Raw genomic sequence first — 25903 nt, forward strand, 5'->3', positions numbered from 1 at the left:
CCCTTGTACCGTTGTCGCTGGTTTGTGCTGTCAGGCTTGCCCGGAGGAAGCCGGACAGTCGATCACGCTGTGTGTCTGGTCCAATTTGTTCAAGGAATAGAATGAAATGATGCCGAAAACTGCCATCGTCGAGATTGGTAAGAAGTACAAGGTTTATACCGAGCACTATCTCAACGCCGCTGCTGACAAGACGATCATTCTGGTCAATGGCTCGCTGGCAACGACCGCATCCTTTGCGCAAACGGTGCGTTACCTGCGGCCACGCTTCAATGTGGTTCTCTACGATCAGCCCTACGCCGGTCAATCGAAACAACACAACCGGCATGACCAACCGATCCGCAAGGAAGACGAGGCCGAAATACTGCTGGAGTTGATCGAGCACTTTCGCGCCCAGCATGTGCTGTCCTTTTCCTGGGGCGGCGCGGCGACCTTGGTAGCGCTGGCCCAGCGGCCCCGCCGGATCGAAAAGGCGGTGATCAGTTCATTCGCCGCGCGGATCAACACACCGATGCGTGAGTATCTGGAGAGCGGGCGGCACTTTCTCCATGCCTGCGATCGGCGCAACGTCGGGCGTTTGATCAACAGCACGATCGGCAAGCACCTGCCGTCGCTGTTCAAGCGTTTCAATGAGCGCCATGTCAGCAGCCTGGACGAACACGAATACCGTCAGATGCATTTCCACGTCAATGAGGTGCTGACCCAGGACACCCACTGCTACGTGTCTTGTGCCGATGCCATCGAAGTCCCGCTGCTGTTTATCAATGGTGAATGGGACGAGTACACCTCGGTGGAAGACGCCCGTCTGTTTGCGGCGCATACCCCCAAGGCGCAGTTTCAGACCATCGAGAACACCGGGCATTTCCTCGACATGGAACACCCCACGGCCTGGCATGACACGCAGCGAGCCTTGCTGGGCTTTCTGCAGCCACCAGCCGTGAGGACACCGAACCAGCCACGCAACCTGGCTTTCAGCGGCAAATCGTCAGTGATTCCGCCCCTGCAATCAGCTAACTGGCTGCGGCCTTAACTGACGCAGCAACTCGATTTGATCCGCAGGGACCAGCGTGCGCAGGGCTTTATACAGTGCGCGGGTCTCTAGCAGGTTCCACACCCGCAGCATGGTTTCCAGGGCGTCCAATGGCTTGCTGATGAAGTCTTTGGCGCCCAGGGCCAGCGCGCGCAGGCGGGTATCGCGGGTGGCGTCGGCGGTGAGCACGAGGATCGGCAGGTATTCGCCGGCTGGAATGCGCCGGTTGAGCTGTTCGAGCACGGCAAAGCCGTCGAACTCCGGCATGTGCAGGTCGAGAATCACCAGGTCCGGCTCGAAGCTGTTGAACAGGTCCAGGGTTCGCAGCGGCTGGGTGCTGCTCAGTACATTGGTCAGGCCTTCGCGGACCAGCAACTGCTCCATCAAATCGAGGTTGGGTCGTTGGTCGTCGATGATCAGAATACGCAGGTCGGTGTTCACACGGGCTCCGGTAGGTGCTGGTCAAGGTGGGCGAGGAATGAAGGAATATGAATCGGCTTGGTCAGCACCGCGGTCGCTCCTGCTTCCAGCAAGGCCTGGTGAGTGAGGTCGCTGGCATCGGCGGTGATCATCAGCACGGGCGTGGCGCGGGTGCTGGAGGACAGACGCAAGCGCTGCAGAACGTTGAAACCATCAAGATCCGGCAGCGCCACATCCAGCAAAATCAGCTGCGGTGCATGTTGCCGGGCCAGGTCCAGGCCCATTTGCCCCTGCATGCTTGAGAGCAACTGGATGTGTGGCCGTCGTTGCAGCAGGGTTTCGATCAGGGCCAGGCTCGACAGATTGTCTTCGATGCACAGCACTTTGCCCTGGTAATCGGGGGCGGCGAGGGCGGGCGTTGCGGTTGGCGGGCTGATCAGTGCCGCGGGTGGCTCAGTGGTTGACGGCAATCGCTCGAAGGGTAGCTCCAGGGTGAAACTGGAGCCGTTGCCGGGTTGGCTTTTGACGGTCAGGCTGCCGTTCATCATTTCCAGAAGACTCTTGCTCAACGCCAGGCCGAGGCCCGTGCCTTCCACGTTCGGGTCGGTCTCCAGGCGCTCGAACGGCTTGAACAGTTGGTCCTGCCGATCAGCTGCAATGCCCTTGCCGGTATCGCAGACCGATACTGCAATTCGTTGTTGATGAACCCTGACCTCAATGTGCACCTGACCCTGGGGCCGGTTGTATTTGATCGCGTTGGACAACAGGTTCAGCAGCACCTGAACCAGCCGTTGCCGATCGGCGACGATCCCGCTGTCGGCGGCCAGTATCGGCAGTTCCACCAGTTGAATGCCGGCGTCGCAGGCCATGGGTGACACCAGCGTCAGGGCTTCTTGCAGCACCACCGCCAGGGGCACAGCTTCAACGTTGAGCGGCAGCCGCCCGGCTTCGATCTTGGCGATGTCCAGCACTTCGTTGATCAGGGTCAGCAGGTGTTGCCCGGCCCGCAGGATGTGACCGATCTGCGCCCGCTGCCCTTTGGGCGAATCCATATCAAGCAGTTGTGCGAAGCCGAGAATCGAGTTGAGCGGAGTACGCAGTTCGTGGCTCATGCGCGACAGAAACTCGCTTTTGGCGCGGCTGGCGCGTTCCGCTTCTTCCCGCGCAGTACTTAGCGCGATCTCGGCAACACGGCGATCGGTGATGTCGCGGGTGATCTTGGAGAACCCGCGCAGGGCGCCACTGCTGTCGTACTGCGCGGTAATCACCACGCTGGCCCAGAAGCGGCTGCCATCCTTGCGGCAACGCCAGGCCTCCTCCATGTAATGACCATTGCGTGTGGCCTCGCGCAGCGCCATGTCGGGATGCTGCGGACATTCTTGCGGCAGATAAAACACCGAGAAATGCTGGCCGACGATCTCCTGTTCGGTGTAGCCCTTAATCCGTTCGGCGCCGGCATTCCAACTGGTGACGAAGCCGCGTGTGTCGAGGGCGAAAATACCGTAGTCCTTCACCCCGTCGATGATCAGCCGCAAGCGTTCTTCGTTGTCGCGCAAGGCTCGTTCACGTTCGGCCAGTAACAGCCCGGCCTCGACCAGGCGCGTGCCCAATTGACCGATCTCATCGTTCTCCGGCGGTTGCGGCAATAACGGCTGACCGAGTGCCAGCCGTTGGGCGTTACGCTGAACCTGCTGCACCCGGGCGACGATGCCTTTGGACAGAAACAGCACCGCGACAATGGCGCCGAACAACCCGCAAACGGCGGCCAGCAAGGTGGAGAACAACAGGCGCTGTCGAGTGGAGGCCGCCGCTGCGGTGCGCTCGGCCAGCAGGGTGTCCTCAAGCGTGCGCATGGCGCTGATGCGTTCGCGTAATTCGTCGAGGACATGTTTGTTGTTGATCAGGATCGTGGTGATCGACTCTGGGGTTGCGTTGCGATCATCGAGCAGTTCAACCAGACCTTCGACCTTGGTGTCGATCAGCGGCGTGATCGCCTCCAGATGTTTACGCACCCGCTGATCGCGAACGTTGCGGTCGAGCCGCTGCAGGGCCGATTCGATCAGGGGCTTGGCTTGCCGGTAACCCGGCAGGAAATCCTCGCGATGGGTCAGCAGATAGCCGCGCACGCTGGCGGCGGCCTCGGCGAGCAGGGTGTGCACCGCCTGAATATCGCCTTGCACCAGCAGCACGCGGCGCACGTCCTCTTCCGCGCGCGCGGTCTGCCGTTCGGTGGTGTAGATCAGCACCAGCGAGAGCAACAGAATCACCAACGGCAGGGAAATCACCACGAGGGCTTTGCCGCGTAACGGCAGATCGGCCCAGCGGCGGGCGTTTGACACTTTCATGACTGGGTCACCAGACCCAGCGCAATACCACGCACAGCGGCCTGGGTGCGGTCGGCGGCGCCGAGTTTGCCGATGACTCGTTCCACATGGGCTTTGGCCGTGCCGGTGGTGATGCCGAGTTTTGCACCGATTTCACGGTTGCTCATGCCGCTGGCCACCAGCCCCAGCACCTGGCGTTCCCGTGGGGTCAGGGTTACGGGGGCGGCGCCGCTGGCGTTGCGCTCGGTCAGGCGGCGCAGCAACTGCGCGCTGACTGAACTGTTGAGGGCCTGCTCGCCGTCAGCGACACGTTGCAAGGCGTCGATCACTTCGTGGCGACTGGCATCCTTGAGCAGATAGCCCACGGCGCCGGCGTTCATGGCGGCTTCAAGGTGATCGGGGCTGTCGTCCATGGTGAACATCATCACTTTCAGGCTCGGCAGGCGCTCTTGAAGCAGGCGTGCCGCGCCCAGCCCGTTGAGCACCGGCATGCGGATGTCGAGAATGACGATGTCGGGCAACAGGCGTTCACATAAATCCAGTGCTTGCTGGCCATTGCACGCCTGGCCGACCACTTCGAATTGCGTCAGGCCGGCGAGCAACGAGACGAAGCCGGTGCGCGTGACTTCATGGTCGTCCGCGACCACCAGTCGTATAACGTCAGTCATTGAGGGGTTCCATTCAGGCCGGAGGGGACGGTGGCGCGCAGTTGCGTTCCGCCGTGCGCATGGCTGATGCAGGTGAACTCGCCGCCCAGCAGGCTCGCGCGTTCCTGCATCGCGGCAAGCCCCAGGTGCCGGGCGCCGCAGGTATCGAGGGGTTGTTCCATGGCAAAGCCCTGGCCGTTATCGTCCACCCGCAGCGAGGCGTGTCCGTCATGCAGTTGCAGCGCCAGCACGACGTGGCTGGCCTGCGCATGTTTGAGAATATTGTTGATGCCTTCCTGGGCGATCCTGAACAGGGCGATCTCCACCTGGCTGGGCAAACGTGCTTCGCAACGCGCATTCCAGTTCACTTTGATCCCCGCCTCGCGCAGGCGATCGGCCTCTTTGTCGACCGCTTTCAGCAAGCCAAAGTCGTCGAGCACCGTCGGACGCAGGCCACGGATCAATTGCCGGCCTTCACCGACGCAATGCTGGGCCAGTTGAAGAATCGTCTGTAAGTCCGCACCGAGTTCGTCGGGCAATGGCGGGCAGCGACCGGCAAAACCTTGCAGGCGTTGATGCAGCCCGGCGAGGGTTTGTGCCAGGCCGTCGTGCAGGTCGTAGGCCATGCGTTTGCGTTCGTCTTCCTGTGCCCGGAACAGTCGGTGGACCAGATCGGACATGGTGCGCTCGCGGGTCACCAATGCGTCGAGCAAGCGCTGGTTTTCCAGGTGCGCGGCGAGCAGCGTGGCGAGCAGTTGCAGGGATTCGAGGTCTTCGGTGTCCGGTGCGCTGATGCTGACGCTGTTGGCCAGCACCAACGCACCGAAGGCGGCACCATCGCCACCGCGTAAAGGCACCCGCAACACATTGGGCAGATCCGCGCTCGGCTGTTCCTGCCATTGCGGTGCGCACATTGCGGTGTCGGCGAGGTGCTCGAGGCTGTGCAAACGATCACGGCTGCCGTGACTGGCGGTGGTCCGGACCTGCGCATCCATGTCCCATTCCAGCAGTAGCGCATGGTCCATCGCCAGGAAGGCGCAGGCCCGTTGCAGCACCCGTTGGCGCATGGCCTCGGGAGCCAGTTGGGTCAGCTCCTGGCCGGTATCCACCAGCAGCCGCAGCCGCGCGGCGCGACTTTGCGACTGCCGATATTGAGTGCGAATGGCCAGGGCGCTACCGGGGTCATGATCAGGGTTTTGCATGGGGGCAGGTTCCGGCGCGGGCACGCCCGTTCGGGCAGGGGCGCCATTAAACCTTGTTAGCGGGGCAGGGCGCTATCTGCCGAATGGCATAGGCAAATGGCTCCGGTTGGCCGATGGCGGGCCGCGTTCAGGGCGGCACAGTGTGCCCATCGACCATCATTGGAATAGCGCAATGAAATTCAAGACCTCGACCATCGCCCTGTTATTCGCCCTGACCGCCCCGTTGGCTCAGGCGTTGGAAGCGGTGCCTTACGTTTACAGCAGCGTGGCGCAGCAACCGACCAGCGCGAAGGATCGTGAAATCGCCGCCCTGTTTGACCATTGGAACAGCGCGTTGAAGAGTGGCAATGTTCAGAGCGTGGTCGACCTGTATGCGCCGAACGCGGTGCTGCAACCGACGGTATCCAATCAGGTGCGCACCACGCCGGCACAGATCAAGGACTACTTCGATCACTTCATGGCGCTCAAGCCGGTAGGGCTGATCAACTTCCGTGAGATCCGCCCATTGGGCGCCAACGTGGCCATGGACAGTGGCGTCTACACCTTTACGTTGACCGAAGCCGATGGCAAGACCCGTCAGGTGCAGGCACGCTACACCTTCGTATATGAGCAGGTGGGCGGTCAGTGGAAGATTCTCAACCACCACTCTTCGGCGATGCCGCAAACGCAGGTGTTGCACGCGGGGAAATAAACAAGAGGATGTGCAAAACTGACACGGCCCACACTCAGGTGGGCCGTTTGCATTGTGCTCAGTTTAACGCCAGGTCGTCTTCGGGCTGCTGCCCGCGAGCCTGTGCCGCGCGTTGCAACCGGCTGGCGATCAAGGTGTTCTTCAACAGATAGGCAATGGTCATCGGCCCGACGCCACCGGGCACCGGGGTGATCGCGCTGGCGACGGTGCGGGCGCTGGCGTAGTCGACATCGCCCACCAGACGGTTGCCGAACTCGCTGATGATGCGGTTGATGCCGACATCGATCACCACCGCGCCGGGCTTGAGCCAACTGGCATCGATCAACGCTGGCCGGCCCACCGCCGCGACCACGATATCCGCCAACCGGCACAACGCCGGGGCATCGACGCTGCGCGAATGCACCACGCTGACCGAGCAGTTAGCCTGCAACAGCAAGGTCGCCATCGGTTTTCCGACGATGTTCGACCGGCCGATGACCACCGCGTGCAAACCACTCAAGTCATCACCGCAGGTTTCGTGCAACAGACGCATGCAGCCGCTGGGCGTGCACGGAGTCAGCACTTCGATGCCTTGCACCAGCCCGCCAACGTTTTCCCGGTGAAAACCGTCCACGTCCTTGATCGGGTCGATGGCATGAATCACTGCCTGCTCATCGATAGGGGCCGGCAAGGGCAGTTGCACCAGGATGCCGTTCACCGTGGGATCGGCATTGAGTTGTGCAATCAGTTCCAGGACCTGGGCCTGGCTGGCGGTTTCCGGCAGGCGGTATTCCAGGGAGCGGATACCGACTTCCTTGGCGCGCAGCAGTTTATTGCGCACATACACATGGCTGGCCGGGTCGTCGCCGACCAACAAGACCGCCAGGGCGGGGTAGATCTGTTGGCCAGCCAGGGCCAGAACCTCTTCCCGGACCTCGTCGAGAACCTTGGCAGAAATGGCTTTGCCGTCGATATCGCGGGCAAATGTGGGGGTGCTGCTGATCAAGAGAGTCACCGTTGTCTTGATTGAATGGGGGTGAAGTGATCATCGCGGCGTCTTCACGCGCCGATGATCCATCAGAGACATGCAGGCAAGGGTGCTCAGGCTATCAGGTGAGGGCAGGCATACGCCACCGGAACACCAGCCAGCGATCAGACAGGCTGGGATCGAGCTCTCAATGCATCTTGCTGTGATCAGGCATGCCGAGCGCCTGAGTCTCGGCGTCAACGGTGATCGTCTCTTTTTCGCCCTTGGCGTTTTCCACGGTCAGGGTCAGGGGCACTTTGCCGCCTTCCTTAACCTGGGCCGTCAAATCCATCAACATGATGTGATAGCCATGGGGATCGAAGCTTACCGGTTTGCCGGCCGGCAGCGCGACGGACTCGACCTGGCTCATGCTCATCACATCGTCTTTCATGCTGGATTGGTGAATTTGCACGGTGTTCGCTACCGGCGACTGCACGCTGAGCAGTTTGCTATCGCTGTCGGCCTGCAGGGTCATGAAGGCGCCGGTCGAATGCTGACCGGCCACCGTCGCGCGGACCCAGGCGTCGCTCACCTGGGTTTGAGCGGACACCTGCCAGGCCATGCCAATCAGGGAAAGACCCAGGACCAGTTGTTTGATACCCAGCTGTTTAATACGTGGTGCGCAAATCGAAGTCATCAGCAGACCTCCATGACGGTGAGCAGGTCTTCTGCACACTCTTTAGCGGTAAGGGACGCGGACAGCCCCAGGCGCAAATTGCCTCGGGAGTCGAAAACGAAGCTGGTCGCGGTGTGGGAGAGGGTATAGGTCGAACCGCTCGGGATCTTTTCATAGAACACACCGAACTCCTTGGCGGTGGCGGCGGTTTCTTCCAGCGTACCGTACAGTGCCTCGAAACTGGGATCGAAGGCCTTGACGTAGGCGTCGAGCATTTGCGGCGTATCGCGCTCGGGGTCCAGGGTGATGAAGATCACTTGCAGGCGTTCGCCATCGCGGCCCATCAGTTTTTTCGCCTGTGCCGCACGGGCCAGCGTCGTCGGGCAGACCGCCGGACATTGGGTGAAACCGAAAAAAACCATCGGCATCAGGCCCCGATAGCTGGTCAGCATCCGGGATTCGCCCTGGGCGTCCTTGAGCTTGAAGGTACGCCCCATGATCTTGTCACTGAGGTCCTTGCCGTACTTGAACGACAGCTTGCTGCTGTCATCGCAGCCAGCGAGCAGGCCGAGGCTCAGCAGGCTCATGCCGCGCAGGACCGTGCGACGGGTATACAACGTACTCATGAACAAAAGCATCCTGTGTAGCGACCGGGAATCTACAGTGGCTGATCAATCAGACGAAAAAAAGCGCATGGATGTTAACAAACTGTTGCCCTGTAACGCTTAATCGATGGCTTGGCGGCATGCGCCAAAAGGTCGCGGCCTCGATATATCTGAAAATACAAATACGCGATGCTGCTGAAGGCAACGCTTACCCGGGCCGGTAAGTTGAGCAGCGACGAGCCGCAATTACTGATTTGACGACTGCTGCGCAGCCGAACGCAGCCTCGCAGGCTCGGCAGCTGCTACAGATCGGCATTGACGCTTGCCCGAATGGCACCGGGAAATGCCCGGCAGGGTGTAGCGCATGCACTTTTAAAGAGCCACGCCTGACAACATGCACCAGTGCGAAGCGGTTTCCTGAGCTGTTCCTTCCTTCAGTCCCAACGTCCGCCCACCCGCTCGCGGGGGGCTGCAAAGTTGACTCGCGCCTGATGAGACCCGCCCGGGGCGCGGTCTTTATCAAACTCTCCCATCGTTCAGCCGTTGGTTTTCCAGAACTGAGGAAGTCATGCGCTGCAGACTGGCACAAAGGCTGCATTCTCCCTTCAGCCTCATCTGAAAAAGAGGGGCAGCCCACTCGATCAACGAAGATCGACCGGCCGGGCAGGTCGTGGGCAACATCGGTGGATCAGGCGAAGGCGCCAGGTCGAACACCGCGAAGAACAGGCAAAGACGCCTGAAACCGAGAGGTTTCAGGCGTTTTTTTTTGCTTTTTTATCCGTGATTGGCTTTGGCTGGGTGCTTACTATGAATTCCAATGTTGCCGCATTGAACAAACTGCAAACGCTGATCGTGATCGGCAATGGCATGGTCGGACATCATTGTGTCGAGCAGCTCATCGAGCGCGGCGCCCTCGACCACTACCGCCTGCATGTCTTCAGCGAAGAGCCGATGCGTGCCTACGATCGTGTGCATCTGTCCGAGTATTTCGGCGGTCGCGATGCCGAATCGCTGGCCCTGGGCGAAGCCTCCCTGTATCAAACGCCGGGCGTCACCCTGCATTTGGGTGTGCCGGTGCTGGAAATCGACCGCGCCCGGCGCCAGGTGATTACCGCGCAAGGTTGCGTCGCCTACGACAAACTGGTTCTGGCCACCGGCTCTTATCCTTTCGTGCCACCTATTGAAGGTGCCGAAGGCGACTCGCGCCTGGTGTATCGCACTCTTGAAGACCTCGACGCGATTCGTGCTGCGGCGGCCAATGCCCGGCGTGGCGTGGTGGTCGGCGGTGGCCTGCTCGGTCTGGAGGCCGCCAACGCCCTGAAAAGCCTGGGCCTGGAAGCCCATGTGGTGGAGTTCGCCCCGCGCCTGATGCCGGTGCAGCTGGACGAGCAGGGCGGTCTGGCGCTGAAGGCGCAAATCGAGCGGCTCGGTGTGGGTGTGCACCTGTCCCGTGGCACGCAGTCGATCAGTGCCGGCGAGCAGTACCGCTACCGGATGAATTTTGCCAACGACGAATTTCTTGAAGCCGACCTGATCGTGTTCTCCGCCGGCATCCGTGCGCAAGATGCATTGGCCCGCCAATGCGCGCTGGACATTGGTCCTCGCGGCGGCGTGGTGATCGACGACCAGTGTCTGACCAGCGACCCGAACATCTACGCCATCGGCGAGTGTGCCGCCTGGAATGGCAGCCTCTTCGGCCTGGTCGCCCCCGGTTATCAGATGGCCCGTGGCGTCGCGTCGCTGCTGTGCAATCAAGCCGCCGAGCCGTTCCAGGGCGCCGATATGTCGACCAAGCTCAAACTGCTCGGTGTTGACGTCGGCTCCATCGGCGATGCCCATGCCCAGACACCGGGCGCGCGCAGTTATCAGTTCATCGATGAAGCGACGGCCAGCTATCGCCGCCTGGTGGTGGATGCCGACAGCAAGCGTGTACTTGGCGCAGTGTTGGTCGGCGACAACAGCTATTACGACACCTTGCTGCAATACATGCAGAACGGCATTGCCTTGCCGTCGGAACCGGCCAGCCTGATTCTGCCGTCCTCCACCGGCGCGCCAACCCTGGGCCCGGGCGCGTTGCCCGAGTCGGCAACGGTGTGCTCGTGCCATAACGTCACCAAGGGCTCGATCTGCTCGGCCATCGATGGCGGCTGCACCGACCTGGGCCTGCTCAAGTCGCAGACCAAGGCGTGCACCGGTTGCGGCGGTTGCGCTGGGCTGCTCAAGCAAGTCTTCGAGCATGAACTGATTGCCCGTGGCGTCAGCGTCGACAAGAGCCTGTGCGAACACTTCGCCTACACCCGCCAAGAGCTTTATGCGCTGGTGCGGGTAGAAGGGGTGATCACTTTCGAAGAACTGCTGGCCAAGCACGGCCGTGGACACACCGGTTGCGACGTGTGCAAACCGGCAGTGGGCTCGATCCTCGCCTCGTGCTGGAACCAGCCGATCATGGACGCCTCGCTGGTGCCGTTGCAGGACACCAACGATACCTTCATGGCCAACATGCAGAAAAACGGCACCTATTCGGTCGTGCCGCGCATTGCTGGCGGTGAGATCACTGCCGACAAACTGATCGCGATCGGCGTGGTGGCGAAGAAATACGACCTCTACACCAAGATCACCGGCGGCCAGCGGATCGACCTGTTCGGCGCGCAGTTGCATCAGTTGCCGGACATTTGGTCCGAGCTGATCGAGGCCGGTTTCGAAACCGGGCACGCCTACGGCAAGTCGACCCGCACCGTGAAGTCTTGCGTGGGCAGCACCTGGTGCCGTTACGGCGTGCAGGACAGCGTGAAAATGGCCCTGACCCTCGAAGATCGCTACAAAGGCCTGCGCTCGCCGCACAAGCTCAAGTTCGCCGTCTCCGGTTGCACCCGTGAATGTGCCGAGGCGCAGAGCAAGGACGTGGGCGTGATCGCTACCGAGAACGGCTGGAACCTCTATGTGGCCGGCAACGGCGGCATGCGTCCGCGTCACGCCGAGTTGTTCGCCACCGACCTGGACGATGCAACCCTGATCCGTTACATCGACCGTTTCTTGATGTTCTACATCCGCACCGCCGATAAATTGCAGCGCACCTCGGTCTGGCGCGAAAGCCTGGAGGGCGGGCTGGATTACCTCAAGGACGTGATCATCAACGACAGCCTGGGGCTTGGCGCAGAACTTGAGTCGCAGATGCAACTGGTGGTCAACCGCTACGAATGCGAATGGGCCAATGCCCTCAAAGACCCGGAAAAACTCAAGCGCTTCCGCACCTTCGTCAACGATAAACGCCCGGACCCGGACATTCATTTTGTCCAGGAGCGCGGTCAGCGCCGGCCGATCATGGCCGCCGAACTCAACCTTATCCCTGTCACCGAGGAGAATGCCTGATGAGCCAGTCCAATACCCAGCGTGTCGATGCCCTTGCCACCGCAGCCAATGCCCAAGCCTGGCAGGCGGTGTGCAGCCAGCAGGATCTGGTCAGCAACTCCGGCGTTGTCGTCTGGCTCGACGGCGCCCAGGTCGCGCTGTTCTACCTGCCACAAGCCGAAGGCCGCACCCTCTACGCCATCGACAACCATGATCCGCAATCTGGCGCGAACGTCATTGGCCGCGGACTGATCGGCAGTCTCAAGGGTGATCTGGTGGTGGCGTCGCCGATCTACAAGCAGCATTTCCGTCTTGAAGACGGCAGCTGCCTGGAGTACCCGGAACAGCGCCTGCGGGTGTGGCCGGTGCGCTTGAACGCCGGCGTCGTGGAAGTCGCGGCGGCTTGACCGTCGCCCTGGACCGTATCGGAGAACGTTGATGAAAACAGCCGCACAGTTGCTGAAACTGAAGATCGTGCAAAACCAGCAGGTGCACAGCATCGCACCGGATCAGATGGTGCTCGACGCCCTGAAAATGATGGCCGAGAAGAACGTCGGCGCGCTGCCCGTGATCGAAGAAGGGCAGGTGGTCGGCGTCATCAGCGAGCGCGACTATGCGCGCAAGGTAGTGCTACAGGGGCGTTCTTCGGTCGGCACGCCGGTGCGCGAGATCATGAGCGCACCGGTGGTGACTGCCGACAGTTTGCAGAGCATCGAGCGCTGCATGGAGGTCATGACCGACAGTCATTTGCGTCATCTGCCGGTGCTGGAAGGCGGGGAACTGATCGGGCTGCTGTCGATCGGCGATCTGGTCAAGGAAGCCATCGTCGAGCAGGCCGATTTGATACGGCAACTTGAGCACTACATTCGCGGGCATTGAGCCCGCGCATACCGTAGGTCGCAAAAATCGGCTGGCGTGGAAATAAACCTAAGTAACCGGTTGGAACAGTCGATAACCCCAGCAGTAGGCAATTAGCCGACCACGCACCTGCCGACAGGGGAACCATCGAGTGTCCATAAAATTACGTTTGATCTTGTTGATCGGCACTGGCTTGCTCACCGCCCTGATCGTGAGTCTGGTCAGCTATGTGGGTAACACTCGGATGGCTGAAGCGGTGAGTGACAACGAGGTCAGTATGACCGCGCTGCGCAACCACCTCGAAGCCGACATGATGCACGATGCACTGCGCGCCGATGTGCTGTCGGCGATGCTGGTAGGGTTGGGCAAGAGCCCCAGCAGCAAGGCCGAGGTGCGCAGTTCACTCAATGAGCATGCCGCGCATTTTCGCGAGATGCTCGGTGACAACCTCAAGCTGCCGGTCAACGACACCCTCAAGGCCGCGCTGGACAAGATCAAGCCAAGCCTCGATACGTACATCAGTGCCGCCGAGCGCATTGTCGGGCTGGCGCTGGATAATCCTGATTCCGCACAACAGCAACTGGGTACGTTCAATAACGCGTTCAGCCAACTGGAAAGCCAGATGGCCACCCTCAGTGAGCTGATCGAAACCAACACTCAACAGACAAGCGCGGGCACTCGGCAAACCATCAGCAGTGCCAACTTCACCCTCGGTGTCGTACTCATTGCCAGCTTGTTGCTGCTGCTCGCCCTGGGACGCTCGGTCATCCTGAGCATCATGGGGCCGTTGCAGATCGCCAGCCGGATTGCCGACAGCATCGCCCATGGCAACCTGAGCGAGCCTATCGTCGAGCCCACCCGCAAGGATGAAGCCAGCACCTTGATTCGCAGCCTGGCAACCATGCAGCGTGACCTGCGCGGCATGATCGAAGTGGTTCGCAGCAACGCCCACGGCGTAAGTGGCATGAGCCAGCGGTTGAGCAGCGGTTGCCATCAGGTCGCGGGCAGCAGCCAGCAGCAAAGCGTTGCCGCCAGCACCATGGCCGCGGCGGCCAGCGAAATGACTGCGAGCATCGAGGAAATCACCCGGCATGCCGAGCGTGCTCTGAACATGGCCAACCAGGCCGAGGAACTGGCCAAGGACGGCGGTCGGGTGATTCATCAAGTGGTCAGCGACATGGACGGGATTGCCCGTTCGGCGCAGCAGTCGGCCCAGGTGATCCGCACCCTGGACAAGGAGTCCGAGGGGATTTTCAGCATCATTCAGGTGATCAAGGGCATCGCCGATCAAACCAACCTGTTGGCGCTTAACGCCGCCATCGAGGCCGCCCGTGCCGGTGAGCAGGGCCGTGGTTTCGCTGTCGTCGCCGATGAAGTGCGTAGCCTGGCGGGCCGCACCAGCGCCTCCACCCAGGAAATCGCCACCATGGTCGCGCGTATCCAGCAAAGCACCCGCGAGGCGGTCAGCAGCATGGAGGCGGGCGTCGCGCAGGTCGACAAGGGCATGGCGGTGACCGCCGACGTCGAGCGCGCCATCCGCGAAATCCTCCAGGCCACGCTCAATACCACGGAGCTGGTCAATGACATCAGCCGCACGATCGGCGAACAGAGCCTGGCCAGTAACGAAATCGCACATCAGGTGGAAATGATTGCCGGCATGTCCGAAGGCAACAGCAAGGTGATCAACCAGACCGCCTCGACCACCGATGAACTGTCCAGCCTGGCCGGACAGCTCTCGCAGTCGGTGGATCGGTTTCGCCTTTGAGGCATTGGCTGGCCCTGATATCAGGGCCAGTCAGCTCATCCAGTTGCCGCCATCGACGTTATAGGTTTGCGCCACGATGTAATCGCTTTCGGCCGATGCCAGGAAGATCGCCATGCCGACAAGGTCATCCGCCGTGCCCATGCGCCCGTACGGCACTTCCTGTCCCGCCAGTTTTTTCTTTTCCCCGAGCGGGCGGTTTTCATAGCGGGCAAACAGCGCGTCGACGCCGTCCCAATGCTCGCCGTCCACCACCCCCGGCGCGATGGCGTTCACGTTGATGTGATGGGGAATGAGATTGAGACCGGCCGATTGCGTGAGGCTGATCACCGCCGCCTTGGTCGCGCAATACACCGCGACCAGCGCTTCACCGCGCCGACCGGCCTGACTGGCCATATTGATGATCTTGCCGCCGTGGCCTTGGTGGATCATCTGCTTGGCCGCGGCCTGCAGTGTGAACAGGGTGCCGGAAACGTTGATCGAGAACAGCCGTTCGTAGCTGTCGCGAGAAATCTCTGTGATCGGCGCGAGATCAAACAGCGCCGCGTTATTGATCAGGATGTCGAGCTTGCCTGTGGTGGCGATCACCGTGGCGATGGCAGCGTCGATGGATTGCTGATCGGTCACATCCATCTCGACTGCATAAGCATTGGGCCCCAACTCGGTTGCCGTGGCTTGGGCACGCTCCAGGTTGATGTCGGCGATCGCGACCGTAGCGCCTTCGCGGATGTAGGCTTGCGCGAATGTCCTGCCTATTCCTCTGGCGGAACCGGTAATCAGGGCGCTTTTTCCTTCTAGACGTTTCATTGTTCCCATCCAATCGTAAGAGCTAAAGAGTTGCCCAATCGAGGGCGTCAAAACCAGTCGTTAGTCTGCGAAAAAAACCTGTAGCAGCGGGCTATGTGGCGAGGGGGCTTGCCCCCGTTCGGCTGCGCAGCAGTCGTAAACCGGACACCGCGTTGCTGACTAAAGATCGCGGTGACTGGTTTTAGGGACGCTTTGCGACCCAACGGGGGCAAGCCCCCTCGCCACATAAGCTCGCACCCGCAGTGATTGCGCCACGCCGTTGCTACTTGGGATAACCGGCGCGCTTCATCTCGCGTTCGGTGCTTTGCTGCGCGGAGGCCAGGGCCTGTTCCACCGGCATCTGCCCGGTGAGCGCCGCGGATACCAGCTTGCCGACCGACGTGCCAATCGCCTGGAATTCGGGAATGGTCACGTATTGGATACCGACGTAGGGCACGGGCTGGACCGAAGGGTGCGCCGGGTCGGCGTTCTGCATCATTTTCAGCGTGACGCCGGCGAAGGGCGCGGCCTGCAAATAGGCATCGCTGTAGGTCGACATGCGGGTGCCAGGCGGTACGTTGCTGATGGCATCCGTCTCGGCAACCAGTTGTATGTATTCTCTGGAGGTGGCCCAGGTCACAAAGGCTTTGGCGGCTTCCTTGTGTTTGGATGTCGCCGGGATGGCCAGTGACCAGGCATAGAGCCAGGACGAGCCCTTGTCGGTGACTTGTGTGGGCGCGGCGACAAAACCAACATCATTGGCCACCTTGCTTTGCGTTGTGTCGGTGATGAACGAGCCGGCGACGCTGGCATCGACCCAGATTGCGCATTTGCCACTGTTGAACAGGGCGAGCGTCTCGTTGAAGCCATTGCTCGACACACCCGGAGGGCCGTACTGCTTGAGGGTGTTGACGTAGAAGTTGGCGGCAGCAGTCCATTGCGGCCCGGTGAGTTGCGGCTGCCACTGCTCATTGAACCAGCGCGCGCCAAAGGCGTTGGACATGGTCGTCAGCAGCGCCATGTTCTCACCCCAACCGGCCTTGCCGCGCAAGCACATCCCATACTGTTCTTTATCCGGCTGATGCAGCTTGCCGGCGAACTCGCCGAGCTGCGTCCAGGTCGGGTGCTCGGGCATGCTCAGGCCGGCGTTCTTGAACAGGTCGGTTCGGTAATAGGTGACGGTGCTTTCGCCATAGAACGGCAGGGCGTAGAGCGTGTCATTGACCGATAACCCTTGGCGAACCGCAGGGAAAATATCTTCGAGGTCATAGCTGGCGGGCAGGTCCTTTATTGGCTCCAGCCAATGCTTGGCGCCCCACAAGGGTGTTTCGTAAGTGCCGATGGTGAGCACGTCGAACTGGCCGCCCTGAGTGGCAATGTCGGTGGTCAGGCGCTGACGCAACACGTTCTCTTCAAGCACCACCCAGTTGAGCTTCACGTCGGGGTGCAGCTGTTCGAAAGTTTTGGACAGTCGCTGCATGCGGATCATGTCGCTGTTGTTCACGGTGGCGATGGTCACCGTTTCACCTGCCTGGCAGGGCAGGGCAGAGCACAGGCCGGCGGACAGAAAAAGCGCGCTTGGAATGATCTTCATCGTGATCTCCGCTCTGCGCCTGGGGCGGCAGAAGCTTTATTGTTGTTGTAGATCCCGGTGCAGGTCATAGCCGCACCGGGATGACCACAGAATTGCAGCTACCCAAGCAGCGAACAAATGAATGGCATACGCGCCGCTGATACTTTTTTGACCGTGGAAAAAAAGTATCAGTGGGCGCCATGTAACGTGCTAGGCGCCGGGCGTCGTTAGTGCGAGTCTCATGTCAGCGTCCCGAGACTTCGACTCGTCCCAGGCTTCGCGGTACCTTGATAAAACCAACAAAAACGGAATCGCCAGGGTGATGAACCATCACGTAACCGCAGACAAGCCGCCAGCGCTTGAAGTCATCCTCAACGAGCCCCAGCACAGCTTTCGTTGGTATGAGCACGACTATCCGTTCGACCTGGCGCGCTGGAACCATCATCCGGAGTTCGAGATCCACCTGATCCGCGAAGGCAGCGGTCGGCTACTGGCTGGTGACTACATCGGCGTATTCGAAGCCGGGCATGTCGCCCTCATCGGCCCGGGCCTGCCTCACGACTGGATCAGCGATCTGGGCAAAGGCGAGGTGATTACCGGCCGTGACGTCGTTTTGCAGTTCGATGGCCAGATGCTGATGCAACTGCGTGACAAGGTCCCGGAACTCAGCGAGTTACAAAGCCTGTTTCGCCAGGCGGCGCAGGGCATCGAATTTCATGGCAACACCCGCAAGAAGGCGGCCCGACTGCTGGAAGAGATCGGCCAGTGCCATGGCTTGCAGCGACTGTGCCTGTTCCTGTCGTTGCTGCAACTGCTGGCATCGGCCCCCGACAGCGAGAGACAGACGCTCGCCAGCCTGCAATACGCGCCCATGCTCGACGCATTGACGGCCCAGCGCATGAGCATTGTCTTCGACTACATCCTGAACGACCTCGCTGACGAGTTGCGGATGTCGGTCATCGCCCAGCGGCTGGACATGAACGAGCCGGCCTTCTCCAAATTCTTCAAGCGCGCCACCGGCCATACCTTCGTCGACCTGACGCGCAAACTACGAGTCCAGCGCGCCTGCCGTTTGCTGGCGCAAAGCAGTTTCAGCGTTGCCGATATCTGTTTTGAGGTGGGGTACGCCAACTTGTCGAATTTCAATCGGCACTTTCGCCATGAAATGCATGAGACACCCAGCGAGTATCGGCAGCGGTTGCAGCGCGCATCTTGCGGTGGGTAGCGCTTTCTGTGGCGCTGAAGTGTTAGTCTCGAAAGCAACCGGGTAGTGGCGTTAGCGCATCTGGAATTATTTTCTTCCAGTTCTTGACATGCCTTTCGAACCAGTCCAGAATTGCGTCCATTCCTGATTCAGGAACACGAAAACCCCTTAGATTTCAAAGGGTTGGAAGCTAGATTAGAATCTTGTTTCCAGATACGAGTTTACACGTTTGATGTTGCGCTACTGAACATCAGATGTTTGAGGCCGAATAGCAAAATGGTTATGCAGTGGATTGCAAATCCACCTACGCCGGTTCGATTCCGACTTCGGCCTCCACTTTAAACGAGCTCCGTAGATCCATGATCTACGGAGCTTTTTTATTTTCGCAGTCCTGCAAGATTTAGTCTTGAAAAGGGGATTTGCGAACTTGCTTCAGCGGGGCGGGATGTATATATTTCCCCCTCTGTTGCACAAGCGTCAGAACTGCCAGATCGTTATTTGGACAGTCTTCAGACTGCTTACCGCGCTACCGCCCGAATGGCGAAACTGGTAGACGCATGGGACTTAAAATCCCCCGCTCGTAAGGGCGTGCCGGTTCGATTCCGGCTTCGGGCACCATCTAAAATCAAGGGTTTGCGGGCGAAAGCTAATGCAAACCCTTGTTTGTTTCTGGTCCGCTATTTTGGAGTTGCTCCGCAATTCACTTGATAGGAGTGACTTTCTTGCCAAGGCGATGACGGATGTATTGCTCCGTCATCACCACCGTCGTATGCCCAAGTTGATCTCTCGCCTGCAAGATGTCACCGCTGGATTCGGCTTTATCTGTACCTGCTTTGGCGCGTAAATCCCGCATCTGAAATTCAGATTTCTGGACGCCGGCCGCTTCTCTGGTCAAATCAAACCTTCTCCGCAACATCGCCACCGTCATTGGTGTGCCATCCTCTGTAACGATCAGCCGTGTCGAGCCTACCTTCTGACTTTCGGGGCATGATTCGATCAATCAAAACTTCAGCTCGCCAGTGACTTCAATCCGGCGCTTCGCCTTTGTTTTCCCCTGCAGAATCCAAATTTGCCCCTCGGCGTACGTGTCTCGTCCAGTTTCTTTATTGCCCTTGATGCCGGCACAAGGATTGGCCAGCGATGTGTAGCCTTTGTCCCGCACGTAGTTCCAGATCGCCCTGAGGAGGGGCTTTTCACGGTTCGCTCGGACCGGCGCTGATTTGCGCCAGGTTAGGTACTGGCGAACGTGCAGAGGTTCGATCGTTTCTAGAGGGCTGGATCCTCATTCTGATACTACGACGCGTTTAAAGTGTACTTAGAGAAGTCTGACATGTTGCTTTCCTTGCTTTGAGTTGGGTCAACACCAATATCGGCAACACGCCGCTAGTTCAATCCCTGCTTTAGGCTTAACAGGTAACGAAATATGACAACCAAGCAACTGGGAGTCGATCGAGCGTGCCTACCGGGAAATGTCGCAGCACATCACAACCATTCCGATCTCGGTCTTGTCGGTGCTAAATGGGATCTCACCTAGTACTTCGAAGCCGAAGCCCTCGTAGAAACGCCTCGCACTGGCGTTGGTTTTAAGTACGTCGAGCCAAATGAAATGCTCTTTACGATCTTCGGCAAGTTTGCGGAGGAATTGCAGAAGCTGTTTCCCGTAGCCTTTGCCTGCTTGGGTCTTGAGGAAGTAAATTTTTTGGAGCTCCGCACCGGCCTTGCCGGAAATAGGCATCGGCTTCGACCAGTTAACCTTTGAGAACCCTACCGCTCTGTCGTCTTCATCGAGTGCTATGAGCCAACAGTGACGTGCGGGTGCCCCTATCGATTCCTGAAGCGCCAGGACTGAAAAGTCTTCACTCAAGAAATGCTGCATGCCTGAGGGGGTCCATATGTCGGAGAAGTGGTCTCGATACGTCTCTATACCGATATCACTAAGTGTGTGGATATCCTCAATGGTCGCCTCTCGAATTTTGATCACTGTCTCGCTCCTTGCGTTGAGTTGATCTCGACCAATACCTACAACGCGCCAGTATTTCAAGTATTAGGTAGCCCATGAACAGGCCACGCCCTCCTATGTCACTGCTTGAACTGTCAGACCTGTCCGACTTCGGTAGCCGGCCCGGCAGAAAACCGGCGGGGCCCCTGGGGACTTGCAAAGGACACAGGGTCGGAAACCCGCGGGATCTTGTTAGTGGAAGGCCTGCCAGCTTACTGAAATTTCAATCACTGAAATCTTGAAAGGATTCATTGAGAAGCCGCTGAAAAGGAGAGCTCCTAAGCGTATTCGACTACCTGTACAAGAGCGCCTTCGCGGCACGGATCGGCAGGTCGCCGAGCACCATCACCTGGTTGAAGACGAACGGCAGGTTGGTGATCGTTATTAAGGATGCAAACGGCAACGAGAAAGAGCTCGAATACAACGACGCTGGCCAACTCGTGAAATATACCGACTGCTCCGGCAAAACCAGTGCTTGGGAATACGACGAGCGCGGCCTGATGATCTGTTTTACCTACGCGGCGGGGCAGAGCATCGAGTACCACCGCAAAAATCTATCTCTGCTCCGCAATTCGCTACCACTGGTCATTTTGTGGGCGTGACTTTCATCCCTTTACGCATTCGAATGTACTTCTCTGTCATGCCTACGGTGGTGTGCCCAAGTTGATCGCGTGCAGCACGAATGTTGCCTATCGATTCTTCCTTATCCGTCGCGGCCTTCGCCCGTACGCGCATTTGGAAATCAGCCTTGGGAATGCCGGCAAACCTCGCGGGCATCATCAAACGACTTCCTGACCATGCTCGTCGTCATCGGCTACACCGCCAATGTCGGCAGCGCTGGATGATTTCGGCCGTGGCGCGAGTGACGCTGCAATGGCCATTGCTTCAATGAAGTGATGACTTTATCGATGATTGTTTTCTGCGTGAATGGGAATCAGTGTTAATTACGAATGATTTTGTATAGCATGCGCCGCAGTTTTTGGCGGTTTCACTCCCTGCATTGGCCTATTCGTAAAGGTTTTTCTCTTCATGCGTCGAACCCTGCTTTCCATTTGTGTGCTGCAAGCATTGTCGTCTACCTCATGGGCTGAACAAACGGAGGTGTCACCCTCAACGCTTGAGCTGGACGCAACCGATGTTATCGGTACAGCGAATTACGAAAGGGCGGACGGCCCGGTGCAGGGGTATCTGGCTACGCGCTCGGCCAGCGCCACACGCACCGACACGTCGATCCACGAAACCCCGCAATCGATCAGTGTGGTCTCGAAAGATGCGGTCGAGGATCTGGGAGCCACCCGTTTGCAGGACGCGCTGGACTACGCCGGGGGCGTGGGGCGGGCGAACAATTTTGGTGGACAGGGTCTGACCACGTTTACCGTTCGTGGCTTCACCACTGGCGAGTTTTATCGCAACGGTTTTCCGATCAACCGCGGTTATCCGAACATGCCGGATGCCAACACTATCGAGCGACTCGAAGTGCTACGCGGTCCGGCAACCATGCTCTACGGTCGGGGTGATCCTGGCGGCACGTTCAACGTGATTTCCAAACAGCCGTTGCCCGAGCGCACCGTCACCTTGGGCAGTCAACTGAACGATCAGGGCATGAAGCGTGGCACGCTGGATGCTTCCGGCCCGCTCGACGAAGAAGGGCGCCTGGCCTATCGACTGAACGTAGTGGGCGAGGGCGGCGACACCTTCCGCGATCACGTCGAAACCGAGCGCTACGGTATCACGCCGGTGCTCACGTGGCAGGCAACCGACGCGACCAAGCTGATTTTCGAAGGCGATTTCATGCGTAACAACGCGCCTCTGGATCGAGGCGTTACACGTTACCCGAGGCAGGCAGGTACCGCCTCTCGCGACAGTTTTTTCGGCGAAAAAGACGCTGGCAAACTGCATAACGACAACAACATGGCGCAGCTGCGTTTCGAGCACATGCTCAATGACGACTGGACGCTGGGTGGTGGCTTCCAGTGGCTCGATGGTTCGCTCAAGGGCAACGCAGTCGAGGCCAACGGTATTGCCGCTGACGGCCGCACCTTGGGGCGCAACTTCAACTATCGCAAGCTGGAGTGGACCGACAAGGATACCCAGCTCAATCTGACCGGCCATTTCGATACCGCTGGTTTGCAGCACACGTTGCTCACCGGTATCGAGTACGAAGATTATGACTACAAGTCGATCATTCAACGCTCCAGCGGTGCTGTCGATGCGTATCCGATCGACATCTTCGATCCGGTGTACGGCCAGTCGCGTCCAGCACTGACTCGTACGCCGACCCACGACAAGGAAAACCTCAAAACTTATGCCGCGTTTGTGCAGGATCAATTGGCACTGACCGACAAACTGAAGGTGCTGGCAGGGGCGCGTTTCGAACGCTTCGAACATGACTACGAAACCTATGTCCCGGGCGGCAAGAGTTGGCAGGCGAGTGACAACGCCGTGACCCCGCGCATCGGCGTGACCTACGATTTGACCGAGACATTAGCGGTTTATGCCGACACCGCGCGCTCGTTCAAGCCCAACACCGGCGCAAGCCGCCTCGGGGGAGGGTTTGCGCCGGAGAAGGGCAAGTCGTACGAAATGGGTATCAAGTGGGAAGCACTGGATCAGCGGTTGAGTGTCGATGCGGCGATCTATCAGATCGAGAAGCGTAACGTGCTGACCACCGACCCTGTCGATTCCACCTTCAGCGTTGCTGCCGGTGAAGTGCGAAGCCGTGGTTTCGACATCAACGTTGCCGGCAACCTCACTCCCGAATGGCGCGTGATTGGCGGCTACGCCTATGTCGATGCCGAAGTGACCAAAGACAACGTACTGCGCTCTGGCACGCGGCTGCTGAACATCCCGAAAAACAGCTTCAGCCTGCTGAATATGTACGAGTTCCAGGACGGCACCCTCAAGGGATTGGGCTTGGGCACCGGATTCAAATACGTCGACGAGCGCGCCGGACAAACCGCCAACACTGCGTTTTCGATGGGCAGCTACACCGTTGTCGACTTGCTTGGCTTCTACAAGATCAATGACAAGGTGCGGCTCAATCTTGACGTGAAAAACCTGTTTGATCGCGATTATGAAGAAGGCGCGTTCGGCAATGTTTACGCTTATCCGGGTGCGCCACGAACTGTGCAAGTCGGCATTTCCTACACGTTGTAGTGCGTTCTGCTGGCGCACGCTGAGCAAGCTCGATAACGCTGGAAGTGAGGCGATGTGCGTCAGCAGTAGAGTCTGTGGATCCTGCAAAGGCGACAGTTGCAGATTTGAGCTACAGACAGGTCAGCCGTCAGCTTATCTCAGGTCGCTCGTGCCTGGTGCTTGACCGTGGGCGGATCGTGGAGCAGGGCGAGGTGTGGCAGATTTTTGGTGACCCGCAACACGAGGTGTCACCGGCCGTGGCGACCGATCTGCTGGGCATCGCCCAGGCACTGGGTGGGCAGGTCAGCTTGCTGCATGGCGGTATCGAGCGTATCCAGAGCCGCGCCCAGGGACGTTGACTCCTGGGCGTAGCGACGAGCCAGGGGCCAGGCGCGTTGCTGGCCCGTGCTTCGTCGCTGGCCGATCAGGTGCCGGGGTATCTGGCACCCGCGTGATGTCGACTTACTTCGATCCTCCACCGATCTGCCAGACGTAGGGCGGTTCGGTGCCGTTGATTTCCCAGTCGCCGATGATGCGTTCCTTGTAGATCAGCGGGTTGTGCGAGGCCGCGGTGCGAGCGTTGCGCCAGTGACGATCGAGGGCTTTGCCGGTGCTGGTGGCCGAGGCGCTGAGGGCGTTGAACAGGTCGCTGGTGGCGCGTAGCACCAGGTCGGCGATCACCACTTGGGCCTGGGCGGATTCCAGTTCGGCGGCGATGTTGGCATCGCGTTCGGCTTCGTCGTTATGGGCGAAGCGGCTTTCGTAGGCCACCTGCAAGGCAGCCGCGGCGCGCAGGGTGGTGGCGTGTGCGGCATAGACCTGCGCTGAAGCCTTGCCCACCACTTGCTGCACCTGGACATCCTGGCTGACGTGGCTGGCGTTGCCGGTGCTGAAGATGCGCGTGCGCTTGCGTACTTCTTCCGTGATGTCGCGCACCGCGGCACGGCCGGCACCGGTCTGGACCGCCAACAGCACCAGTTGATAGAAGGCCGTCTGGTATTTGAAGCGGGTGGTGAAGTCCAGCAGGTTTTCGGGCTCCACCACGGCGTTCTCGAATACCGAGGTGCCGCTGCCGGTGGTGCGCTGACCAAAGCCATCCCAGTCGTCGCTCTGCACAATACCCGGTTGCTGCACGCGAACGGCGGCAATCACATCGGCGCCGTTGTCATCGCGCTGGGCATAGAGGTCGATCCAGTCGGCGAAGATACTGCCGGTGCTGTAGTACTTGGTGCCGTTGACCACCCATTGTTCACCCAGACGCGAGACACGGGTGCCAACCTGGCCGATCTTGATGCTGCCGACTTCGGTCCAGGCGTTGCCCACCAGATCGCCGTCGACAAAACGCTTGAACCAGGTGTCCTGGGGCGCATCGGCATGGGCGTTGAGGCGGTCTTCGACAAAGGCAAAGTGACCGCGCAACGCCTGCGGCAGATTGGAATCGGCTTCGGCCAGTTCGATCAGCAACTCAAACAACTGGGGCAGGGAAGCGCCGGCGCCACCGTACTGCACCGGCACGCGCACGGCGCCAAAGCCGGCTTCCTTCAGCCACTTCACTTGTTCAAAGGGCAGGCTGCGAGTTTGCTCGCGCTCCAGTGCGCCGGCGGCGATGCGTGCAAAGATCGGCCGGAAGCGCTCGGCCAGGGCCTGGTAGTCGGTACCGCTGGAGAGGGGGTGTGGCAGGTGCTGTTGCTGGACAGTCATGGTGCAGCTCCTTATGGAAGGCAAGAGAAGCAACAGTGCAGTCGATCTGTTGCGTACTACTGCCAGTGCACAGGTCGTGCCTGGCACTGCAAAAGCCGTTTAATCGGGCGCGCAGGGCTGTTCGCCAGGGTGGTTGCTGTCGTCTGCCGGGCAACTTGCTGAAGCGCTGACTGCCCGGCAACAGCGGCCTGGGCGCGCTGCACGGCATGGGCAGTGAGGCAGCTGTTGTGAGCGCAACAGTTGATCAACAGCCTGCCCGGTGGACGACACTGCGGCGTTTTGCGAAAAACCGTATAACTTATTGATTTTTATTGAATTATAGAGATGGCACGGTTGCTGCTCTAGTCCTTGTGCAGGTGCCGCGGTGGCCTCTGCCACCATGAGGACGGGCAATGAGCAACACACTGAAAGTGGTCGCGGTATCCGGGAGCGTGCAGCGGCCTACGCGCACCCTGGTGCTGCTCAAGGCTCTGGTCGCCGGTCTTGCGCAACAGCTGCCGATCGCGCTGCACCTGATCGAGTTGTCCGAGGTCGGCCCGCAGTTTGCCGGGGTGCTGTGCCGTGAAGACTTGCCCGCTGCGGTAGAGGCCGATCTGCAGGCCATTGAAACGGCCGACCTGCTGATTGCTGCCAGCCCGGTGTACCGCGCCTCGTACACCGGACTGTTCAAGCACCTGTTCGATTTCGTCCATCACCAGGCGTTGAACAACGTGCCGGTGTTGCTGGCCGCCACCGGTGGCTCGGACCGCCACGCCCTGATCATCGATCACCAGTTGCGCCCGCTGTTTGGTTTCTTCCAGGCCCTGAGCTTGCCCATCGGTGTGTATGCCGCCGAAGCCGATTTCACCGACTACCAGATCACCAGCCCCCAGTTGCTCGAACGCATCGAGCGCGCTGTCGAGTCGGCGGTCCTGAGCCTCAATCCGAAAGTTCACCGGGATGCCAGCGCTGCCTGACGTCCCGGGTCAACCCTCATTTCAACGAGTAAATGGAGTACGT

At 59.7% G+C, this 25903-nt stretch carries 22 protein-coding genes, 2 tRNA genes and 4 pseudogenes; 15 read left to right on the top strand and 13 right to left on the bottom strand.

Features of this window, described 5'->3' with window-relative positions:
- The first annotated feature begins 106 nt into the window (after positions 1-106).
- On the top strand, positions 107-1027 hold the full coding sequence (locus tag F475_RS04295; RefSeq protein ID WP_064617623.1) for an alpha/beta fold hydrolase: 921 nt from the start codon (positions 107-109) through the stop codon (positions 1025-1027).
- Here F475_RS04295 and F475_RS04300 read toward each other — a convergent pair.
- From F475_RS04300 to F475_RS04315, 4 genes are read right to left on the bottom strand one after another with little or no spacing between them, the layout of a single operon-like run.
- Positions 1004-1468, bottom strand: a complete 465-nt coding sequence (locus F475_RS04300) for a response regulator (RefSeq protein WP_018928998.1) — start codon at positions 1466-1468, stop codon at positions 1004-1006. The two genes, F475_RS04295 and F475_RS04300, sit on opposite strands and share 24 nt — an antisense overlap.
- A complete protein-coding gene (locus F475_RS04305; protein WP_111453228.1) occupies positions 1465-3792 on the bottom strand; it encodes an ATP-binding protein in 2328 nt (775 codons plus the stop codon). The genes F475_RS04300 and F475_RS04305 overlap by 4 nt, the downstream gene beginning before the upstream one ends.
- Positions 3789-4439, bottom strand: a complete 651-nt coding sequence (locus F475_RS04310; RefSeq protein ID WP_111453229.1) for a response regulator transcription factor — start codon at positions 4437-4439, stop codon at positions 3789-3791. The genes F475_RS04305 and F475_RS04310 overlap by 4 nt, the downstream gene beginning before the upstream one ends.
- Positions 4436-5620, bottom strand: coding sequence for a sensor histidine kinase (locus F475_RS04315; RefSeq protein WP_111453230.1), 1185 nt, complete (start codon positions 5618-5620; stop codon positions 4436-4438). The genes F475_RS04310 and F475_RS04315 overlap by 4 nt, the downstream gene beginning before the upstream one ends.
- A 172-nt stretch (positions 5621-5792) precedes the next feature.
- Here F475_RS04315 and F475_RS04320 point away from each other — a divergent pair, with 172 nt between their 5' ends.
- The gene (locus F475_RS04320; protein ID WP_064617629.1) at positions 5793-6311 is read left to right on the top strand and encodes an SgcJ/EcaC family oxidoreductase; all 519 of its coding nucleotides are present in this window, start codon (positions 5793-5795) and stop codon (positions 6309-6311) included.
- 58 nt (positions 6312-6369) lie between these two features.
- On the opposite strand, the gene F475_RS04325 is transcribed toward F475_RS04320, so the two are convergent.
- The 3 genes from F475_RS04325 to F475_RS04335 all read right to left on the bottom strand — a co-directional run bounded on the left by F475_RS04325 (position 6370) and on the right by F475_RS04335 (position 8559).
- The gene (locus F475_RS04325) at positions 6370-7296 is read right to left on the bottom strand and encodes a bifunctional 5,10-methylenetetrahydrofolate dehydrogenase/5,10-methenyltetrahydrofolate cyclohydrolase (protein ID WP_177431087.1); all 927 of its coding nucleotides are present in this window, start codon (positions 7294-7296) and stop codon (positions 6370-6372) included.
- Positions 7297-7465: 169 nt separating this feature from the next.
- Positions 7466-7954: a copper chaperone PCu(A)C gene (locus F475_RS04330; RefSeq protein WP_018929004.1), complete on the bottom strand. Its 489-nt coding sequence runs from the start codon at positions 7952-7954 to the stop codon at positions 7466-7468.
- On the bottom strand, positions 7954-8559 hold the full coding sequence (locus F475_RS04335) for an SCO family protein (RefSeq protein WP_018929005.1): 606 nt from the start codon (positions 8557-8559) through the stop codon (positions 7954-7956). Before F475_RS04335 ends, F475_RS04330 begins: the two co-directional genes overlap by 1 nt.
- Positions 8560-9345: 786 nt before the next feature.
- On the opposite strand from F475_RS04335, the gene nirB reads away from it, so the two are divergent.
- The 5 genes and pseudogenes from nirB (at position 9346) to F475_RS30930 (ending at position 14509) form a co-directional block, all read left to right on the top strand.
- A complete protein-coding gene (nirB, locus tag F475_RS04340; RefSeq protein ID WP_064617631.1) occupies positions 9346-11907 on the top strand; it encodes a nitrite reductase large subunit NirB in 2562 nt (853 codons plus the stop codon).
- A complete protein-coding gene (gene nirD / locus F475_RS04345) occupies positions 11907-12293 on the top strand; it encodes a nitrite reductase small subunit NirD (protein ID WP_018929007.1) in 387 nt (128 codons plus the stop codon). The genes nirB and nirD overlap by 1 nt, the downstream gene beginning before the upstream one ends.
- 31 nt (positions 12294-12324) lie before the next feature.
- On the top strand, positions 12325-12765 hold the full coding sequence (locus F475_RS04350; protein WP_018929008.1) for a CBS domain-containing protein: 441 nt from the start codon (positions 12325-12327) through the stop codon (positions 12763-12765).
- A gap of 130 nt (positions 12766-12895) precedes the next feature.
- Positions 12896-13651 (top strand): annotated as a pseudogene (locus F475_RS30925) (MCP four helix bundle domain-containing protein); the annotation flags it as partial.
- Positions 13652-13783: 132 nt separating this feature from the next.
- Positions 13784-14509, top strand: coding sequence for a methyl-accepting chemotaxis protein (locus tag F475_RS30930; protein ID WP_371924247.1), 726 nt, complete (start codon positions 13784-13786; stop codon positions 14507-14509).
- 30 nt (positions 14510-14539) lie between these two features.
- Here the strand turns inward: F475_RS30930 and F475_RS04360 are convergent, their stop codons facing one another.
- Positions 14540-15313, bottom strand: a complete 774-nt coding sequence (locus F475_RS04360; protein WP_111453232.1) for an L-iditol 2-dehydrogenase — start codon at positions 15311-15313, stop codon at positions 14540-14542.
- A 262-nt stretch (positions 15314-15575) separates the two neighbouring features.
- Positions 15576-16886 (bottom strand): sugar ABC transporter substrate-binding protein, encoded by a 1311-nt coding sequence (locus F475_RS04365; RefSeq protein ID WP_111453233.1) that lies wholly within the window; start codon positions 16884-16886, stop codon positions 15576-15578.
- Positions 16887-17187: 301 nt separating this feature from the next.
- On the opposite strand from F475_RS04365, the gene F475_RS04370 reads away from it, so the two are divergent.
- The 3 genes from F475_RS04370 to F475_RS04380 all read left to right on the top strand — a co-directional run bounded on the left by F475_RS04370 (position 17188) and on the right by F475_RS04380 (position 18687).
- A complete protein-coding gene (locus F475_RS04370; protein WP_018929012.1) occupies positions 17188-18090 on the top strand; it encodes an AraC family transcriptional regulator in 903 nt (300 codons plus the stop codon).
- Positions 18091-18331: 241 nt separating this feature from the next.
- Positions 18332-18405: transfer RNA gene (locus F475_RS04375), tRNA-Cys, on the top strand.
- 195 nt (positions 18406-18600) lie between these two features.
- Positions 18601-18687: transfer RNA gene (locus F475_RS04380), tRNA-Leu, on the top strand.
- Between the two features lie 82 nt (positions 18688-18769).
- Here F475_RS04380 and F475_RS30935 read toward each other — a convergent pair.
- Positions 18770-19345: pseudogene (locus F475_RS30935) on the bottom strand (tyrosine-type recombinase/integrase); the annotation flags it as partial.
- A gap of 183 nt (positions 19346-19528) precedes the next feature.
- The gene (locus F475_RS04390) at positions 19529-20050 is read right to left on the bottom strand and encodes a GNAT family N-acetyltransferase (protein WP_111453234.1); all 522 of its coding nucleotides are present in this window, start codon (positions 20048-20050) and stop codon (positions 19529-19531) included.
- 314 nt (positions 20051-20364) lie between these two features.
- On the opposite strand from F475_RS04390, the pseudogene F475_RS30940 reads away from it, so the two are divergent.
- Together F475_RS30940 and F475_RS04395 are read left to right on the top strand one after the other, a co-directional pair.
- A pseudogene (locus F475_RS30940) lies at positions 20365-20448 on the top strand (terminase small subunit); the annotation flags it as partial.
- A gap of 3 nt (positions 20449-20451) precedes the next feature.
- Positions 20452-20670, top strand: a complete 219-nt coding sequence (locus tag F475_RS04395) for an RHS repeat domain-containing protein (protein WP_371924249.1) — start codon at positions 20452-20454, stop codon at positions 20668-20670.
- On the opposite strand, the pseudogene F475_RS30585 reads toward F475_RS04395, so the two are convergent.
- A pseudogene (locus F475_RS30585) lies at positions 20654-20882 on the bottom strand (integrase); the annotation flags it as partial. The gene F475_RS04395 and the pseudogene F475_RS30585 sit on opposite strands and share 17 nt — an antisense overlap.
- A 215-nt stretch (positions 20883-21097) precedes the next feature.
- Here F475_RS30585 and F475_RS04405 point away from each other — a divergent pair.
- Together F475_RS04405 and F475_RS04410 are read left to right on the top strand one after the other, a co-directional pair.
- Positions 21098-23224 (top strand): TonB-dependent siderophore receptor, encoded by a 2127-nt coding sequence (locus F475_RS04405; protein WP_111453236.1) that lies wholly within the window; start codon positions 21098-21100, stop codon positions 23222-23224.
- Between the two features lie 104 nt (positions 23225-23328).
- Complete coding sequence (locus F475_RS04410) at positions 23329-23562, top strand: NIL domain-containing protein (RefSeq protein WP_225609182.1); 234 nt, start codon at positions 23329-23331, stop codon at positions 23560-23562.
- A gap of 103 nt (positions 23563-23665) precedes the next feature.
- Here F475_RS04410 and F475_RS04415 read toward each other — a convergent pair whose 3' ends face one another.
- Complete coding sequence (locus F475_RS04415) at positions 23666-24904, bottom strand: acyl-CoA dehydrogenase family protein (protein WP_018929018.1); 1239 nt, start codon at positions 24902-24904, stop codon at positions 23666-23668.
- Positions 24905-25296: 392 nt separating this feature from the next.
- Here F475_RS04415 and msuE point away from each other — a divergent pair, with 392 nt between their 5' ends.
- Positions 25297-25860, top strand: coding sequence for an FMN reductase (gene msuE, locus F475_RS04420; protein ID WP_018929019.1), 564 nt, complete (start codon positions 25297-25299; stop codon positions 25858-25860).
- Positions 25861-25903: the final 43 nt, after the last annotated feature.

The sequence above is a fragment of the Pseudomonas sp. URMO17WK12:I6 genome (assembly GCF_003253625.1).
Lineage (GTDB): Bacteria > Pseudomonadota > Gammaproteobacteria > Pseudomonadales > Pseudomonadaceae > Aquipseudomonas.